Here is a 15,895-nt window from a genome sequence, read left to right as displayed (position 1 = left end):
TACGCCTGAAAAATGCGGAGAGAAAGCATGGCGGGGAATGACCGCGAGCCGATAGGACGAAAGGGGAGACCCGCGCGTCCGGCAAAAGAAAAGATAAGTCGTCGTCGACTTCGGGAAGAGGAGTATGACGACGAGTACGATGACTACGACGATGAGGATGAAGAGCCGATGCCGCGTAAGGGGAGAGGCAGAGGGCGTAAGCCTCGTGGTAAACGCGGCTGGTTCTGGCTGCTGGTGAAGATTTGCATCGTCCTTGCGGTGCTGGTTGCCATTTATGGCGTCTATCTTGATCAAAAAATTCGTAGCCGTATCGACGGTAAAGTCTGGCAACTGCCGGCGGCGGTGTATGGCCGAATGGTCAACCTTGAGCCCGACATGCCGGTCAGTAAAAACGAAATGGTGCGACTGCTGACAGCCACGCAGTACCGTCAGGTGACGGCAATGACGCGCCCTGGCGAGTTTACTGTGCAGGCGAACAGTATTGAGATGATCCGCCGTCCGTTTGACTTCCCGGACAGCAAAGAGGGGCAGGTGCGTGCGCGTCTGACCTTTGAGGGTGATCACCTCTCGACCATCACCAACATTGACAACAACCGTCAGTTCGGGTTCTTCCGTCTCGATCCGCGACTCATCACCATGCTCTCCTCGCCTAACGGCGAACAGCGCCTGTTTGTGCCGCGTAACGGCTTCCCGGATCTGCTGGTCGATACGCTGCTGGCCACCGAAGACCGTCACTTCTACGAGCATGACGGCATCAGCTTGTACTCTATCGGTCGTGCGGTGCTGGCTAACCTGACCGCCGGGCGGACGGTCCAGGGTGCCAGTACGCTGACGCAACAGCTGGTGAAAAACCTGTTCCTCTCCAGTGAGCGTTCTTACTGGCGTAAGGCGAACGAAGCCTATATGGCGCTGATCATGGACGCACGTTACAGCAAGGATCGCATCCTTGAGCTGTACATGAACGAAGTCTATCTCGGTCAGAGCGGCGACAATGAAATCCGCGGCTTCCCGCTGGCGAGCCTGTACTATTTCGGTCGTCCGGTGGAAGAGCTGAGCCTCGACCAGCAGGCGCTGCTGGTGGGGATGGTTAAAGGGGCGTCGATTTATAACCCGTGGCGTAACCCGAAACTGGCGCTGGAGCGTCGTAATCTGGTACTGCGTTTGCTGCAACAGCAGAACGTGATCGACCAGGAGCTGTACGACATGTTGAGTGCCCGTCCGCTGGGGGTTCAGCCACGCGGCGGCGTGATTTCACCACAGCCTGCGTTTATGCAGATGGTTCGTCAGGAGTTGCAGGCGAAGCTGGGTGATAAGGTGAAAGATCTCTCCGGCGTGAAGATTTTCACCACCTTTGACCCGGTCGCGCAGGATGCGGCTGAAAAAGCGGCGACCGACGGGATCCCGGAACTGAAGAAACAGCGCAAGCTGAGCGATCTGGAAACCGCGATGGTGGTCGTTGACCGCTTTAGCGGTGAAGTCCGGGCGATGATCGGTGGGGCGGAGCCGCAGTTTGCGGGCTACAACCGTGCCATGCAGGCGCGCCGTTCAATTGGTTCTCTGGCGAAACCGGCGACTTATCTGACCGCGTTGAGCCAGCCGAATCTCTACCGCCTGAACACCTGGATTGCCGATGCGCCCGTCTCCATTCGCCTGTCAAACGGCCAGACCTGGTCGCCGCAGAACGATGACCATCGCTACAGCGGTCAGGTAATGCTGGTGGATGCGCTGACCCGTTCCATGAACGTGCCGACGGTCAACCTCGGGATGGCGCTGGGTCTGCCTGCGGTGACCGACACCTGGCTGAAACTGGGTGCGCCGAAAGATCAACTGAACGCGGTACCGGCGATGCTGCTGGGTGCGCTGAACCTGACGCCAATCGAAGTGGCGCAGGCGTTCCAGACCATCGCCAGCGGCGGTAACCGCGCCAGCCTCTCCGCGCTGCGCTCAGTGATTGCCGAAGACGGCACGGTGCTCTATCAGAGCTATCCGCAGGCAGAACGCGCGGTACCGGCACAGGCGGCGTACATGACGCTGTGGACCATGCAGCAGGTGGTGCAGCGCGGTACGGGTCGTCAGTTGGGCGCGAAATATCCGGGCCTGCATCTGGCGGGTAAAACCGGGACCACCAACAACAACGTCGACACCTGGTTTGCCGGTATCGACGGGCGTGAAGTGGTGATCACCTGGGTTGGCCGCGACAACAACCAGCCGACGAAGCTGTACGGTGCCAGCGGTGCGATGTCGATTTACCAGCGCTATCTGGCAAATCAGTCGCCGATCCCGCTGAATCTGACCCCGCCGGAAGATATCGTTGATATGGGCGTGGATGATAACGGTTACTTTGTCTGCGGTGGCGGCGGTATGCGCACGTTGCCGGTCTGGACGACAAACCCGGATGCGCTGTGCCAGCAGAGCCAGGCGCAGCAGGAACAGCAGCCGGGTAACCCGTTTAACCAGTCGCAGCAGCAGCCTCAACAGCCGCCGCAACAACAGCAGCAACAGCCGCAGCAGCAGGAAAAAAGCGACGGCGTCGCAGGCTGGATCAAAGACATGTTTGGCGGCGATTAACGCCACACCGCGCGCCCTCTCTCTACCGGGGAGAGGGCGTTTCATGGTCCCCGATTTAACCCTCTCCTAACTCCTTAACAACACTCCGGTTATTTTTTATTCCCTTAGAACCCTCAGGGGCGCATTCCACTTGCTATGGCCGCGTCGTTTCGCCTATTATGCTGCCGGTATAATAATAATTCTCGTTTACGTTATCATTCACTATTTCATCAGAGAAACGAAATGGCGCGTCTAAAAACTGCTCAGCCAAAGCCTGCCACGCTGCGTAAAATCGCAGTGGTAGTAGCCACAGCGGTTAGCGGCATGTCTGTATACGCACAGGCGGCTGAACAACCGAAAGAAGAAACCCTCACCGTTACCGCCGCACCTGCCGCCCAGGAAAGCGCCTGGGGCCCGGCACCGACGATTGCCGCCAAACGTACCGCGACGGCAACGAAAACCGATACCCCGATTGAAAAAACGCCGCAGTCGATTTCCGTGGTGACGAACGAAGAGATGCAAATGCATCAGTTCCAGTCCGTCAAGGAAGCGTTGGGTTACACGCCAGGCGTGACGGTCAGCAGCCGTGGTGCTTCGAATACCTATGATTTTGTCATCATCCGTGGTTTTTCTTCTGTTGGCCTGAGCCAGAATAACTATCTGGATGGCATGAAGTTGCAGGGTGATTTCTATAACGATGCGGTCATCGATCCCTACATGCTGGAGCGTGTTGAGCTGATGCGCGGCCCGGTATCGGTGCTGTATGGTAAAAGCAACCCGGGCGGTATTATCTCTATGGTCAGCAAGCGCCCGACCACTGAGCCGCTGCGTGAAGTTCAGTTCAAAATGGGAACAGATAATCTGTTCCAGACCGGTTTTGATTTCAGTGATGCGCTGGATGACAACGGTGAATTCTCCTACCGTCTGACCGGCGTGGCGCGTTCCAGTAATGAGCAGCAGGAAAATGCGAAGCAGCAACGCTATGCGATTGCGCCGTCTTTCTCCTGGCGCCCGGATGACAAAACCAATTTCACCTTCCTGTCATACTTCCAGAATGAACCGGAAACTGGCTACTACGGCTGGTTACCGAAAGAAGGGACTGTTCAACCGTTGCCAAATGGTGGTCATCTGCCAACCAGTTTCAACGAAGGAGCCAGTAACAACACCTATTCCCGTAATCAGAAAATGGTGGGTTACAGCTTCGAACACGGTTTCAACGACACGTTTACCGTGCGCCAGAACCTGCGTTTCTCTGAAATGAAGGTTGCACAAAAAAGTGCTTACGGTACCGGTCTGTGTAACAACAGCATGAATGCCTTCAACGTTTACTGTCAGGCATTGACGCCAGAACAACAGGCACATTACCTGGGGCGTGGCACTGTCGTGGACAACGAGCGTTTGCAGAATTTTAGCGTTGATACTCAACTGCAAAGCAAATTTGCGACCGGCAGTGTCGATCATACGCTGCTGACCGGTGTTGATTACATGCGTATGCGCAACGATATCAATGCCCTGTTTGGTAACGCCCCGGCGCTGGATCTCAACAATCTGCCGTCAATGAATGATGTTGATTTTGGTGATGCTGTTCCTTACCAGATGAACGAAAGCAAGCAAACGGGCATTTACGTTCAGGATCAAGCTGAGTGGGACAAATGGGTGGTGACGCTGGGCGGTCGCTATGACTGGTCGAAGCAGGCAACTACCGTTCGCAGCGACAATGGCTACATCGATCGCAACGATCACAAATTTACCTGGCGTGGTGGCGTTAACTATCTGTTCGATAATGGTATTTCACCATACGTTAGCTATAGCCAGTCTTTCGAACCGAACGCCTTTAGTCTTTACAGTACACCTCGCGTTGCTTATGCACCTTCTAAAGGTGAGCAGTATGAAGCGGGCGTGAAATATGTACCGAAAGATATGCCGATCGTGGTGACTGGGGCGCTCTATCAATTGACCAAATCTGACACCCTGATGGCGGATCCTAACAATGCTCTGAATCAGGTGCCTGCGGGTGAGATTCGTTCTCGCGGTGCAGAACTCGAAGCCAAAGCGGCGGTAAATGCCAATATCAACGTGACTGCGTCTTACACCTACACCGATGCGCAATACACGAAAGATACCAATCTGAAAGGTAATACCGTGGTGCAGGTACCTAAGCATATGGCTTCTCTGTGGGGCGATTACACCTTCAATGAAGGTACTCTGTCAGGCCTGACGCTGGGTACCGGTGGACGCTTTATTGGTTCCAGTTATGGCGATCCGGCAAATACCTTCAAGGTCGGTAGCGCTGCCGTCATGGACGCGGTTGTGAAATACGATCTGGCACGCTTCGGTATGGCTGGCTCCAGCCTCGCGGTGAACGTTAACAACGTATTTGATCGTGAATACGTCTCCAGCTGCTTCGAAACCTACGGTTGTTTCTGGGGCGCAGAGCGTCAGGTGGTTGCTACCGCAACGTTCCGTTTCTAAATCCTTTTCAGGCGCGGCTTGCCGCGCCTTTTTCACACGTTGGTCGCTATGCAGGAAAAAACTTCTCTTTCCGAAACTACCTTTTCGCTTAGCAACGTCTCTTTCCGCGTACCGGGCCGTACGCTGCTGCATCCTCTCTCTCTGACGTTTCCTGTGGGCAAAGTGACCGGACTCATCGGTCATAACGGCTCGGGCAAATCGACGTTGCTGAAAATGCTCGGCCGCCATCAGCCGCCGTCGGAAGGGGAGATCCTGCTCGACGGACAGCCACTGGAGAGCTGGAACAGCAAGTCGTTCGCCCGTAAGGTCGCCTATCTGCCGCAGCAACTACCGCAGGCGGAAGGGATGACGGTGCGCGAACTGGTGGCGATTGGGCGTTATCCGTGGCACGGCGCGTTAGGGCGCTTTGGCGTGGCGGACAGAGAAAAAGTGGAAGAGGCGATAAGCCTGGTTGGCTTAAAGCCGCTGGCGCATCGTCTGGTGGACAGTCTCTCGGGCGGCGAACGTCAGCGGGCGTGGATCGCCATGCTGGTGGCGCAGGACAGCCGCTGTCTGCTGCTTGACGAACCGACTTCCGCGCTGGATATCGCGCATCAGGTGGACGTGCTGGCGCTGGTGCATCGTCTGAGCCAGCAGCGCGGGCTGACGGTGATCGCTGTGCTGCATGACATCAACATGGCGGCGCGGTACTGCGATTTTCTGGTGGCGCTGCGTGGCGGTGAAATGATTGCTCAGGGAACGCCGGAAACGCTGATGTGCGGTGAAACGCTGGAACAGATCTACGGTATTCCGATGGGCATTCTGCCACACCCGGCGGGCGCTGCACCGGTAAGTTTTGTCTATTGATGGACAGTTCAATGTTAATTAGCCGCCGACGTTTGCTGACCGCCATGGCGCTGTCGCCGTTGCTGCTGAAAATGAACGACGCCCGCGCGGCATTGGTCGATCCGCATCGCATCGTGGCGCTGGAATGGCTGCCAGTGGAGCTGCTGCTGGCGCTTGGCGTGACGCCTTATGGCATTGCTGATATTCCCAACTACAAGCTGTGGGTGAACGAGCCCGCGCTGCCTGATTCGGTGATTGACGTTGGATTACGCACTGAGCCCAATCTTGAACTGCTGACCGAAATGAAACCGTCTTATATGGTCTGGTCATCAGGTTATGGTCCATCGCCGGAGACGCTGGCGAAAATCGCCCCCGGTCGTGGCTTTAACTTTAGTGACGGTAAAAATCCGCTGGCGATGGCGCGTAAATCGCTGGTGGAAATGTCGCAACTGCTCGGGCTGGAGGCAGCGGCCCACCAGCATCTTGATCACTTCGACCAGTTTGTCGCACAGCACAAATCACGCTTTACGCAGCGAGGCCAGCGCCCGTTGCTGATGCTGACGCTGCTCGACGCCCGCCATATGCTCGCCTTCGGCCCTAACTGTCTGTTCCAGCCGATTCTTGACGCGTACGGCATCGTCAATGCCTGGCAGGGCAATCCCAACTTCTGGGGCAGTGAAGTGGTGGGGATCGACCGTCTCGGCGAATTTAAAGATGTGGACGTGCTGTGCTTTGACCACGGCAACGACGCCGACATGCAAAAACTGATGGCGACACCGCTGTGGCAGGCGATGCCGTTTGTCCGCCAGCAGCGTTTCCAGCGCGTGCCTGCGGTCTGGTTCTACGGCGCCACGCTGTCGGCGATGAATTTTATTCGCGTGCTGGATAACGCGCTGGGAGGAAAAGCATGAGATCGCGAATTGCGCTTTTCCCGGCAGCGCTATTGCTTGTGCTGTTCATTGCCGCCGCAGTGCTGAGCTGGGTGAATTTCAATATCGCATTGCCGCGCGCGCAGTGGGGCGAGGCGTTCTGGCAGCCGGACATTGATAGCATCGCGCAGATGCTGTTCCACTACAGTTTACTGCCGCGAGTGGTGGTTTCACTGCTGGTGGGCGCCGGGCTGGGGTTAGTGGGCGTGCTGTTCCAGCAGGTGCTGCGTAACCCGCTGGCGGAACCGACGACGCTCGGCGTCGCGACAGGCGCGCAACTGGGGATCACCGTTACCGCGTTGTGGGCCTTGCCCGGCACATTGACATCGCAGTTTGCGGCGCTGGCGGGTGCCTGTATCGTCGGTGCGCTGGTGTTCGGCGTCTCCTGGGGCAAACGCCTGTCGCCAGTGACGCTGATCCTCGCGGGTCTGGTGGTCAGCATGTACTGCGGCGCAATCAATCAGTTGCTGGCGATTTTCCATCATGATCAACTGCAGAGCGTGTTCCTGTGGGGTACCGGGACGCTGACGCAAACTGACTGGAGCGTGGTGAAACAACTGTGGCCGCAACTGCTTGGCGGCGTGATGCTGACCCTGCTGCTATTGCGTCCGTTGACGCTGATGGGGCTGGATGATGGCGTGGCGCGTAACCTCGGGCTGGCGCTGTCGCTGGCGCGTCTGGCCGCGCTGGTGCTGGCGATTGTCATCAGCGCCCTGCTGGTGAACGCGGTGGGGATCATCGGTTTTATCGGTCTGTTTGCGCCGCTGCTGGCGAAAATGCTTGGCGCCCGTCGATTGCTTTCCCGCCTGATGCTGGCGCCGCTCATTGGCGCGCTGATCCTCTGGCTGTCCGATCAAATCATCCTCTGGCTTTCCCGCGTCTGGATGGAAGTCTCAACCGGTTCCGTGACCGCGCTGATTGGCGCACCGCTGCTGCTCTGGCTGTTGCCGCGTCTGCGCAGCATCAGCGCGCCGGCGATGGATGCCGGGGATCATGTCGCTGTTGAACGCCAGCGCGTACTGGTCTGGTCGCTGGCGGGGCTGGCGGTGTTGCTACTGGTGATGCTGGTATCTCTCTCATTTGGTCGTGATTCTCAGGGCTGGCAGTGGGCGGGCAGTGAATTGCTGAATCAGCTAATGGAATGGCGCGCGCCGCGAATTCTGGCGGCGCTGATCGCCGGGATGATGCTGGCGGTGGCGGGCTGTATTATCCAGCGTCTGACCGGCAACCCGATGGCCAGCCCGGAAGTGCTGGGGATCTCCTCCGGCGCGGCGTTTGGTGTGGTGGTGATGCTGTTTTTCGTACCAGGTGATGCCTTTGGCTGGCTGATGCCCGCCGGTAGTCTTGGTGCAGCAGCGACGCTGATGGTTATCCTGATCGCCGCCGGGCGTGGCGGCTTTTCGCCGCACCGGATGCTGCTGGCGGGGATGGCGCTCAGCACGGCGTTCGCCATGCTGTTGATGATGTTACAGGCCAGCGGCGACCCGCGTATGGCGCAGATCCTGACGTGGATCTCCGGGTCGACCTACAACGCGTCGTATCCGCAGGTGGTTCGCACCGGGTTAATGATGATTGTGCTGTTGGCGCTGGTGCCGTTTTGCCGTCGCTGGCTGACCATTTTACCGCTGGGCGGTGAAACGGCCCGTGCGGTCGGGATAGCGCTGACGCCGTCGCGCGTTGGTTTGCTGTTGCTGGCGGCGTGTCTGACAGCCACCGCGACGATGACCATTGGACCACTCAGCTTTATTGGTCTGATGGCGCCGCATATGGCGCGCATGATGGGATTCCGCCGGACGATGCCGCACATCGTGCTGTCGGCGCTCCTTGGCGGACTGCTGCTGGTGCTTGCTGACTGGTGTGGGCGGATGGTGCTGTTCCCCTACCAGATCCCGGCGGGGCTGCTGTCGACGTTTATCGGCGCGCCGTACTTCATCTACCTGCTGAGGAAGCAGAGCAGATAACGCAATGCCGGGCAGCGCTCACGCGTACCCGGCCTGCAACACTTACAGTTGCGCAAACACTCTGCGGGCTGCATCGATAGTGTTATCGATATCTTCTTCGCTGTGGGCAACCGACATAAAGCCCGCTTCAAACGCCGATGGCGCCAGGTAAACACCTTCCTCCAGCATTAAATGGAAGAAGCGTTTAAACCGCTCCACGTCGCATTTCACCACATCCTGATAGCAGGTCACGGTTTCCGCATCGGTAAAGAAAATCCCGAACATACCGCCAACGTGGTTCACTACCAGCGGGATCCCCGCCTCTTTTGCCGCCTCCAGTAAGCCATTCGCCAGTTGCGTCGTCAGCGCGGTGAGCGTGGAATGCACGCCCGGCTGGGAGACTTCTGTTAAACAGGCGAAACCGGCGGCCATGGCAATTGGGTTGCCGGACAGCGTGCCCGCCTGATAGACCGGGCCAGTCGGCGCCAGCGCGTCCATCACGTCACGGCGTCCGCCGAACGCGCCGACAGGCATACCGCCACCGATGATTTTGCCAAGGCAGGTCAGATCCGGCACCACATCGTAATACGACTGCGCGCCCGCCAGCGCCACGCGAAAGCCAGTCATCACTTCGTCAATGATCAGCAGCGCGCCAAATTCGTCGCACAATGCGCGCAGGCCTGACAGGAAACCTGGTTGCGGTGGAATGCAGTTCATGTTGCCCGCGACCGGTTCAACGATGATACAGGCGATATCCTGCGGATACTGCTCAAACGCCGCGCGGACCGATGCCAGATCGTTATAGGTACAGGTCAGGGTATGTTTCGCGAAATCTGCCGGCACGCCTGGCGAGTTCGGCTGGCCAAGGGTCAGCGCGCCGGAACCGGCTTTCACCAGCAGGCAGTCGGCGTGGCCATGATAGCAGCCTTCAAATTTGATGATTTTATCGCGACCAGTAAAACCACGCGCCAGACGGATCGCGCTCATGGTCGCTTCGGTGCCGGAGTTCACCATGCGCACCATATCCATCGTCGGCACCAGTTCGGTGACCAGCGCCGCCATTTTCACTTCCATTTCGGTGGGCGCACCGAAGCTCAGACCACGTTCCGCCGCTTCAATCACTGCATTGCGGATGGCAGGATGGTTGTGCCCCAGCACCATCGGCCCCCAGGAGCCTACGTAATCGACATACGCTTTGCCGTCTACGTCGTACAGGTAAGCACCATCGGCACGTTCGATAAACAGCGGCGTACCGCCCACGCCGGTGAAGGCGCGTACCGGTGAGTTAACACCGCCGGGGATGAGTTCGCGCGCGGCGCTGAAGAGGTTTTCTGATTTGCTCATAGCCTTTTCCTGGTTCGTAGAAAGCGAAATGAGGACTATTCTAAGATATTCCGCGAGTAAGAGCAGGGAATTTTCAGGCGACAGCACGGCGGCAGGATGAGTACAATACGCCGCGCGATTTGTATGACCAATTAACGATAATGGCATGAAAGCAGAAACGTCTTCTTTTGAATCACAGCAATTACTTCGTTTACGCCGCCGCCATGTGGTGCGTCGTCTGCTGAACCGCGACAAAACGCCGCTGGCGATTCTGCTGATGGCGGCCGTGGTGGGCACGATCACCGGGCTGGTGGGCGTCGCTTTTGAAAAAGCCGTCACGGGGGTACAGAACTGGCGCATCGGAACGCTGACGCAGGTGGCGGATCACGCTTTTCTGCTCTGGCCGCTGGCGTTTATCCTCTCGGCGTTGCTGGCGATGGTGGGCTATTTTCTGGTACGCCGCTTTGCGCCGGAAGCGGGGGGGTCGGGGATCCCGGAAATCGAAGGCGCGCTGGAAGAGCTGCGTCCGGTGCGCTGGTGGCGGGTGCTGCCGGTAAAATTCATCGGTGGGATGGGAACGCTGGGCGCGGGTATGGTACTGGGTCGCGAAGGGCCGACAGTACAGATTGGCGGCAACATTGGTCGCATGGTGCTGGATCTGTTCCGGATGCGCAGCCCGGAAGCGCGCCATACGCTGCTGGCGACCGGGGCCGCGGCGGGGTTGTCGGCGGCGTTTAATGCGCCGCTGGCCGGGATCCTGTTTATCATCGAAGAGATGCGCCCACAGTTTCGCTATAACCTCATCTCCATTAAAGCGGTGTTTACCGGCGTTATCATGTCGAGCATCGTGTTTCGTATTTTCAACGGCGAAGTGGCGATTATCGATGTCGGGCATCTGTCGAACGCGCCCGTGAATACGCTGTGGCTGTATCTGATTTTAGGGATGATTTTCGGCTGCGTGGGCCCGCTGTTTAACGCGCTGGTGCTGCGTACGCAGGATATGTTTCAACGCCTGCATGGCGGGGAAATCAAAAAATGGGTGCTGATCGGCGGCGTGATTGGCGGGGCGTGCGGCGTGCTGGGGTTGATCCAACCCGCAGCGGCAGGCGGCGGTTTTTATCTCATCCCGATCGCGGCAGCGGGTAATTACACCATCGGCGTGCTGCTGTTTATTTTTATCGCCCGCGTGGTGACGACACTGCTCTGCTTCTCTTCCGGCGCGCCGGGCGGAATTTTTGCGCCAATGCTGGCGCTGGGGACGCTGCTCGGCACTGCGTTCGGCATGGCGGCGGCCGTCAGTTTTCCGGCATATCAACTGGACGCAGGCACCTTTGCGATTGCCGGAATGGGGGCATTGCTGGCGGCGTCGCTGCGCGCGCCACTCACCGGGATCGTGCTGGTTCTGGAAATGACTGACAATTATCAGCTCATTTTGCCAATGATTATTACCTGTCTTGGCGCAACACTACTGGCACAATTTCTGGGCGGTAAGCCGCTATACTCCACTATCCTCGCGCGTACACTGGCAAAACAGCAGACAGAACAAGAGCGCAATACACAGCAGGTGAGTGGGGAGAATACTTGAACGAAATACTCGGGTATTAGATAATGGCTCAAAAGCTCAGGTTATAATTTAACCTGACTGCAGTATAACCGGGAGTAAGAAATGAGTGATGACGTAGCAGCACTGCCGCTGCAGTTTACCGATGCCGCAGCGAACAAGGTAAAAAGCCTGATTGCGGATGAAGACAACCCGAACCTGAAATTGCGCGTGTACATCACTGGCGGTGGTTGCAGCGGGTTCCAGTACGGTTTTACCTTTGACGATCAGATCAACGAAGGCGATATGACCATTGAGAAGCAGGGTGTCGGTCTGGTTGTGGATCCGATGAGCCTGCAGTATCTGGTGGGAGGTTCTGTGGATTACACGGAAGGCCTGGAAGGTTCTCGCTTCATCGTCTCCAACCCGAACGCCACCAGCACCTGCGGGTGTGGTTCCTCGTTCAGTATCTGATGCCGTTGGCCCGGCACTGACCGGGCCGACATACCGCGTTACCGTCCGTTTTCATCCAGTGCAAACGTCGGCAGTTTCAGATGCCAGCGTATCGCCGCCAGGCGAATTACCAGCGTCACTAACATCCCCAGCATCGCTGAATTTTCGAGAGACATCGCGAACGTGTGATGTGCCGTCGCATGCACAATGCCGCCGACAATACAGGCGGTGGCGTAGATTTCGGTGCGTAAAATCATCGGGATTTCGCGCGCCAGCACGTCACGGATGATCCCACCGCCGACGCCAGTCACCACGCCCATACAGATAGCGACTAACGGCCCGCTGTCAGCCAGAAACGCCTTGTTGACGCCAATTCCGACGAACACCGCCAGTCCGACGGCATCAAGCACCGGCAAAATCCATTTTGGCAACCGGCGTGGCTGACGCACCAGCAAAATTGTCAGCATGCTGGTGACCATCGCGACGACCAGATCCGTGGGATCTTTCACCCAGAATACCGGGCCATTGGCCAGCGCCATATCGCGAATCGTACCGCCACCGACGGCCGTGACCACGCCGAGCACCAGTACGCCAAAGGGATCCATGCGGAGTTTTCCGGCGAGCAGAACGCCGGAGATAGCAAAAACGGCTGTACCTACGATATCCAGCCAATATACGAGCATCGTTATTTTCCTGCCTGATTCACCTGCGCAAGCGCAGAACAGAGTTGTTTTGCGGCGAGGATAATACGCGGGCTCGCGCGTTCAAACCAGTCACTATTGAGAGCAATAACCGGAATTTTGAGCTGGGTATGCCAGTAAGCTTCAATTTTCGGAACTTCTCTCTCTTTTCCCCCGAAGACGATGGCCTGCGGATCGCGGGACAGCACCTGCTCGCGACTGACCTGCGGCCAGGGAACCCGGCTGGCAGCAAAAATGTTTTCTCCACCACACAGTTCGAGGATCTCGTTCTGAATCGAGTGCTTTCCGCTGGTAAAGAGGGGATTTGTGCCGAACTGCAAAAAAACGCGCGTTTCAGGCGTGCTGGCGTAGCGGGATTTCAGCTCTACATAGTCATGTTGTAACTCACGAGCGGCCTGTTTCGCTTTTTCAGGCTGCGGACTCCAGGCGGCCAGTTGTTGCAGCGCGTCGATGATGCTGGCGACAGAATCGGTTTCAATCCACAGCACGTGGATGCCCAGCGTGCTCAGCTGGTTGATCTGGCGTTCGGCGTTTCCCTCTTTCCACGCCAGCACCAGGTCTGGTTTCAGCGCCACAATGCGTTCAAGGTTGATGCCCTGCCAGCTCGCTACCTGCTCAATGGCGGCGGCTTCCGGCGGATAATCAGAAAACGCGCTCACGCCGACAGGGGTGATCCCGGCGGCGAAAGCCAGTTCGGTATTGGACGGAGAAAGAGAAATGACCCGCGGCGCGGCGAGCAGCCACGCCGGGGTAAGCAGGAGCAGGGCGATGACAGCCCTGAAGCAGGCGTTAGCCACGCGCCAGCTTCTGCACCAGCGTTTCTACCATCAGGGTAGACTGTTTCGCGGCGACAGCGAGGAACTCGTCAAAGCTGAGGTGTGACTGCTGGTCGGCCACGTCGGAGATCGCGCGGACCACCACAAACGGCACGCTAAAGCTGTGGCAGACATGCGCAATGGCGGTGGCTTCCATCTCGACGGCAATCGCTTGCGGGAAGTTGTGGCGAATTTTCGCCAGGCCGACAGAGCCGTTGATGAAGGCATCGCCGCTGACGATGAGCCCGCGCACCGCGTGCAGGTTCAGCGCAGTGATGCAGTTTTCTGCGGCGGCGATCAGTTTCTCATCCGCCTTAAAACCTGCCGGGCAGCCCGGCAACTGACCATATTCGTAACCGAAGGCGGTAACGTCGGCATCGTGATAGCGCGCTTCGTCAGAAACGACGATATCACCCACCTTCAGCGTCGGGGCAAGACCGCCTGCGGAGCCGGTGTTAATGATGACATCGGGTTTGCAATGTTCGAGAAGCAGGGTCGCGCCCATCGCCGCCGCCACTTTACCGATCCCGGATTTGAGCAATGCGATCTCTGTGCCATTCAGCGTACCGGTGTAAATTTCGCTTCCACCCAGAGTGAGCGTTTTGCGGTTCTCGATTTTGTCACGCAGCAGCGTAACTTCTTCTTCCATTGCACCAATAATGCCGATTTTCATAGATTTACTCGCGATAAGTCATAATTAGAGGCATAGTTTACCATGCGCTCAGAAGATGCGCATTTCCGGACCGGGAGCGGGTATGGCTAAGATCGACTTTCGCAATAAAATAAACTGGCGTCGGCGTTATCGTTCTCCGCAGGGCGAGAAAACCGAACATGAGATCCTGCGCATTTTCGAAAGCGACCGCGGGCGCATCATTAACTCACCAGCGATTCGTCGGTTGCAGCAAAAAACCCAGGTCTTCCCGCTGGAACGAAATGCCGCGGTGCGTACGCGTCTTACCCATTCGCTGGAGGTGCAGCAGGTCGGGCGCTATATCGCCAAAGAGGTGCTGACGCGCCTGAAAGAGCAAAAACTGCTGGCGACCTACGGGCTGGATGAGCTCACCGGGCCGTTTGAGAGCATTGTCGAAATGGCCTGCCTGATGCACGACATCGGCAACCCGCCGTTTGGTCACTTTGGCGAAGCGGCGATCAACGACTGGTTCCGCCAGCGTCTGTTCCCGAGTGATGCCGCCAGCCAGCCGCTGAGCGACGACCGTTGCGCGGTGCCCGGATTACCGCTTAGGGAAGGCGAAGAGGCGCTGAACGAGCTGCGCCGCAAGGTGCGCCAGGACCTGTGCCAGTTTGAAGGCAACGCGCAGGGCATTCGCCTGGTCCATACGCTAATGCGTATGAACCTCACCTGGGCGCAGGTGGGCTGCATTCTGAAGTACACGCGCCCGGCGTGGTGGGTGGGGCCGCCGCCGCAAACCCATAGTTATCTGATGAAAAAACCGGGTTATTACCTGTCAGAAGAGCCCTACATTGCACGGCTGCGTAAAGAACTTTCACTGGCGCCTTACAGTCGTTTTCCGCTGACCTGGATAATGGAAGCTGCGGATGACATCTCTTATTGCGTGGCCGACCTAGAAGATGCGGTAGAAAAACGCATATTTAGTGTCGAGCAGTTGTATCAGCATCTGCATGACGCCTGGGGGCATCATGAAAAAGGATCGCTGTTTTCTCAGGTCGTCGAAAATGCGTGGGATAAATCGCGTTCTAATTCCCTGAGCCGCAGTACAGAAGATCAGTTCTTTATGTATTTGCGGGTCAACACGCTGAATAAGCTGGTGCCTTATGCGGCGCAGCGCTTTATTGATAATATCGCGCAGATTTTTGACGGCGAATTTAACCATGCGCTGCTGGAAGATGACAGCGACTTTAGTCAACTGCTTGATCTCTATAAAAAGGTGGCAATGAAACATGTGTTCTGTCACCCGGACGTAGAACAACTGGAATTGCAGGGATACCGCGTCATTAGTGGCCTGCTGGAGATCTACAAACCGTTGCTGGAATTATCGGAGCATGATTTTAGCGAGCTGGTGGCAAAAGAACGGCTGCGTCATTTGCCGATTGAATCACGGCTTTTTCAGAAACTGTCGACCCGCCATCGACTGGCTTATATCGAAGCGGTAAATAAAGTTCCACGTGATTCGGCGACGTTCGTGGTGATGGAATATTATTATCGTTGCCGCCTGATCCAGGATTATATCAGCGGCATGACCGATCTCTACGCCTGGGATGAATACCGCCGTCTGATGGCGGTGGAATAAGCGGTGAGTTTTGTAAAGACGGACAATATTTTTTTACTTTTTCCATAAACTTAATTCCGGAACTTCCCGCTATAAAGTGA

General features: G+C 57.2%; 12 protein-coding genes. 8 read left to right on the top strand and 4 right to left on the bottom strand.

Annotated elements, in window-relative coordinates; genetic code table 11:
- Positions 1–27 precede the first annotated feature (27 nt).
- The 5 genes from mrcB (at position 28) to fhuB (ending at position 8,734) form a co-directional block, all read left to right on the top strand.
- Positions 28–2,568 carry a bifunctional glycosyl transferase/transpeptidase gene (gene mrcB / locus QMG90_RS17475; protein ID WP_283280888.1) on the top strand — a complete coding sequence of 847 codons (2,541 nt, stop codon included), beginning with the start codon at positions 28–30 and terminating at the stop codon, positions 2,566–2,568.
- Between the two features lie 222 nt (positions 2,569–2,790).
- Positions 2,791–5,019, top strand: coding sequence for a ferrichrome porin FhuA (gene fhuA, locus QMG90_RS17470; RefSeq protein ID WP_283280887.1), 2,229 nt, complete (start codon positions 2,791–2,793; stop codon positions 5,017–5,019).
- Positions 5,020–5,067: 48 nt separating this feature from the next.
- Positions 5,068–5,865: a Fe3+-hydroxamate ABC transporter ATP-binding protein FhuC gene (gene fhuC, locus QMG90_RS17465; RefSeq protein ID WP_049857158.1), complete on the top strand. Its 798-nt coding sequence runs from the start codon at positions 5,068–5,070 to the stop codon at positions 5,863–5,865.
- Positions 5,865–6,755 carry a Fe(3+)-hydroxamate ABC transporter substrate-binding protein FhuD gene (gene fhuD / locus QMG90_RS17460; protein WP_283280886.1) on the top strand — a complete coding sequence of 297 codons (891 nt, stop codon included), beginning with the start codon at positions 5,865–5,867 and terminating at the stop codon, positions 6,753–6,755. The genes fhuC and fhuD overlap by 1 nt, the downstream gene beginning before the upstream one ends.
- Positions 6,752–8,734: a Fe(3+)-hydroxamate ABC transporter permease FhuB gene (gene fhuB / locus QMG90_RS17455; RefSeq protein WP_283280885.1), complete on the top strand. Its 1,983-nt coding sequence runs from the start codon at positions 6,752–6,754 to the stop codon at positions 8,732–8,734. The genes fhuD and fhuB overlap by 4 nt, the downstream gene beginning before the upstream one ends.
- A gap of 42 nt (positions 8,735–8,776) precedes the next feature.
- Here the strand turns inward: fhuB and hemL are convergent, their stop codons facing one another.
- Complete coding sequence (hemL, locus tag QMG90_RS17450; RefSeq protein WP_283280884.1) at positions 8,777–10,057, bottom strand: glutamate-1-semialdehyde 2,1-aminomutase; 1,281 nt, start codon at positions 10,055–10,057, stop codon at positions 8,777–8,779.
- 145 nt (positions 10,058–10,202) lie between these two features.
- Between hemL and clcA the strand changes: the two genes are divergently transcribed.
- Complete coding sequence (gene clcA / locus QMG90_RS17445) at positions 10,203–11,621, top strand: H(+)/Cl(-) exchange transporter ClcA (RefSeq protein WP_283280883.1); 1,419 nt, start codon at positions 10,203–10,205, stop codon at positions 11,619–11,621.
- An 81-nt stretch (positions 11,622–11,702) separates the two neighbouring features.
- A complete protein-coding gene (erpA, locus tag QMG90_RS17440; protein WP_054178414.1) occupies positions 11,703–12,050 on the top strand; it encodes an iron-sulfur cluster insertion protein ErpA in 348 nt (115 codons plus the stop codon).
- Between the two features lie 38 nt (positions 12,051–12,088).
- On the opposite strand, the gene QMG90_RS17435 is transcribed toward erpA, so the two are convergent.
- From QMG90_RS17435 to mtnN, 3 genes are read right to left on the bottom strand one after another with little or no spacing between them, the layout of a single operon-like run.
- Positions 12,089–12,712, bottom strand: a complete 624-nt coding sequence (locus QMG90_RS17435; RefSeq protein ID WP_283280881.1) for a TRIC cation channel family protein — start codon at positions 12,710–12,712, stop codon at positions 12,089–12,091.
- Positions 12,713–12,714: 2 nt separating this feature from the next.
- Positions 12,715–13,527 carry a vitamin B12 ABC transporter substrate-binding protein BtuF gene (gene btuF / locus QMG90_RS17430; protein WP_283280880.1) on the bottom strand — a complete coding sequence of 271 codons (813 nt, stop codon included), beginning with the start codon at positions 13,525–13,527 and terminating at the stop codon, positions 12,715–12,717.
- On the bottom strand, positions 13,520–14,218 hold the full coding sequence (gene mtnN, locus QMG90_RS17425) for a 5'-methylthioadenosine/S-adenosylhomocysteine nucleosidase (RefSeq protein WP_283280879.1): 699 nt from the start codon (positions 14,216–14,218) through the stop codon (positions 13,520–13,522). Before mtnN ends, btuF begins: the two co-directional genes overlap by 8 nt.
- Before the next feature lie 82 nt (positions 14,219–14,300).
- Here mtnN and dgt point away from each other — a divergent pair, with 82 nt between their 5' ends.
- The gene (gene dgt / locus QMG90_RS17420) at positions 14,301–15,815 is read left to right on the top strand and encodes a dGTPase (protein WP_283280877.1); all 1,515 of its coding nucleotides are present in this window, start codon (positions 14,301–14,303) and stop codon (positions 15,813–15,815) included.
- Positions 15,816–15,895: the final 80 nt, after the last annotated feature.

This window comes from Trabulsiella odontotermitis, from assembly GCF_030053895.1.
Taxonomy (GTDB): domain Bacteria; phylum Pseudomonadota; class Gammaproteobacteria; order Enterobacterales; family Enterobacteriaceae; genus Trabulsiella; species Trabulsiella odontotermitis_C.
This window is presented reverse-complemented; position numbering and strand designations above follow the sequence as displayed.